This window comes from Polaromonas sp. P1_G4 (assembly GCF_056405475.1).
On record NZ_JBFUCA010000685.1, the window covers coordinates 1 to 1,794 of the forward strand.

The 1,794-nt window shown below is 58.1% G+C and carries 3 protein-coding genes; all 3 read left to right on the top strand.

Annotated elements, in window-relative coordinates; translation table 11 throughout:
• Nucleotides 1–246 (top strand): UvrB/UvrC motif-containing protein (locus AC1D1X_RS22210; protein ID WP_477699209.1); only part of this gene is annotated, 246 nt, incomplete at its 5' end.
• A gap of 266 nt (nucleotides 247–512) precedes the next feature.
• A complete protein-coding gene (gene iscR, locus AC1D1X_RS22215) occupies nucleotides 513–1,049 on the top strand; it encodes a Fe-S cluster assembly transcriptional regulator IscR (protein WP_457280416.1) in 537 nt (178 codons plus the stop codon).
• Nucleotides 1,050–1,155: 106 nt separating this feature from the next.
• Nucleotides 1,156–1,794: aminotransferase class V-fold PLP-dependent enzyme (locus tag AC1D1X_RS22220; protein WP_477699210.1), on the top strand; the 639-nt coding region annotated here is incomplete at its 3' end.

Genomic DNA, 1,794 nt, shown 5'->3' on the forward strand with positions numbered 1-1,794 from the left:
AAATCCGGCAAGGAAGCCGAAAAAATCGAGATGCAGAAGGCGTTGGTGGAAGACATGAGCGAGAAGGATATTGCCCGCGAAATCAAGCGCCTGGAAAAGCAGATGATCGAACACGCCAAGAACCTCGAATTCGAAAAGGCCGCCCGGGTCCGGGACCAGCTGCACATCCTCAAGGAACAGGCTTTTGGTGCGCCTGGCACCGATAATGTCGTGCCGCTGACCTCTGCAGGCCAAGCCCGCGCCTAGATCCACCAGCCCCCTGGGTTCATTTAATGCACCGAAACGGTGCATTAAATGGCTCTGCCTACGGGTTAGTCCCCATGTTTGGGGCCGTCTCAGCGGGAAAAACCCTGCTTGTGTTATACTTGACGAAAACAGTCAAGAACAATACCAGAACAACAAAAGCCCCCGCGATACCGGTTGACTGACCTGGGCGGCTGGAGGAAGMGTTCCCTGTAAGCCACAAGCTTTCAGGGTGAAAACGACAGTCAAGCCATTTAAAGGAGCTTGTTATGCGCCTCACGACCAAAGGCCGCTTTGCGGTCACCGCGATGATTGATTTGGGATTGCGTCAGAACAACGGCCCGGTCACGTTGGCCGCTATCAGCCAGCGCCAGCAGATTTCCCTTTCCTACCTCGAACAGCTGTTCGGCAAACTGCGCCGTCACGAACTGGTGGAATCCACCCGTGGCCCCGGCGGCGGTTATACGCTGGGCCGCAAGGCTTCCGAGATCACCGTGGCTGACATCATCGTGTCGGTGGACGAGCCGATCGACGCCACCCAGTGTGGCGGCAAGGAAAACTGCCTGGGCGAAGGCGGCCGCTGCATGACGCACGAGCTGTGGGCTTCACTGAACAGCCGCATGGTGGAGTTCCTGGACTCCGTGACCCTGCAAAAACTGGTGGAAGACCAGCTCGCCAAGGGCGTGGTGATCGAGAATACCCCGCAGGTCAAAAAAGCCATTTTCACAGCGCCGGTTGTCAAGCCGATCCGCGTGAATGCGCCGAACTCGGTCTTCGCACTGGGCAATGCATTTTCCAAATCCTGATGGAGCGATGCCGGGCGTCTGCCCGGCTTCATCCCTTTGTGACCCGATTGCATTGACTTCATTGATCGCGCTGCCAGCCAGCCTGTGAATTTAAAGAGCTAGCCACATGGACACCCCTCACTTTCCCATCTACATGGACTACAGCGCCACGAATCCCTGCGACCCGCGGGTAGTGGACGCCATGATTCCCTGGTTGCGCGAGCATTTCGGCAACCCCGCTTCGCGCAGCCATGCCTGGGGCTGGGAAGCAGAAGCCGCCGTCGAGAAAGCGCGTGAGCAGATCGCCGACCTGATTGGTGCCGACCCGCGTGAAATCGTCTGGACCAGCGGCGCAACCGAGTCCAACAATTTGGCTCTGAAGGGTGCGGCCCATTTCTACAAGACCAAGGGCAAGCACATCATCACGGTCAAGACCGAGCACAAGGCCGTGCTGGACACCTGCCGCGAACTGGAACGCCAGGGTTTTGAAGTGACTTACATGGACGTGCAAGCCGACGGCCTGCTCGACCTGGAGGCGTTCAAGGCCGCTATCCGCCCCGACACGATTCTGGTTAGCGTCATGTTCGTCAACAACGAAATCGGCGTAATTCAGGACATCCCGGCCATTGGTGCGCTGTGCCGTGAAAAAGGCATCATCTTCCATGTCGATGCCGCGCAAGCTACCGGCCGTGTTGATATCGACCTGGCGACCTTGCCGGTCGACCTGATGAGCCTGACCTCGCACAAGACCTATGGCCCCAAGGGC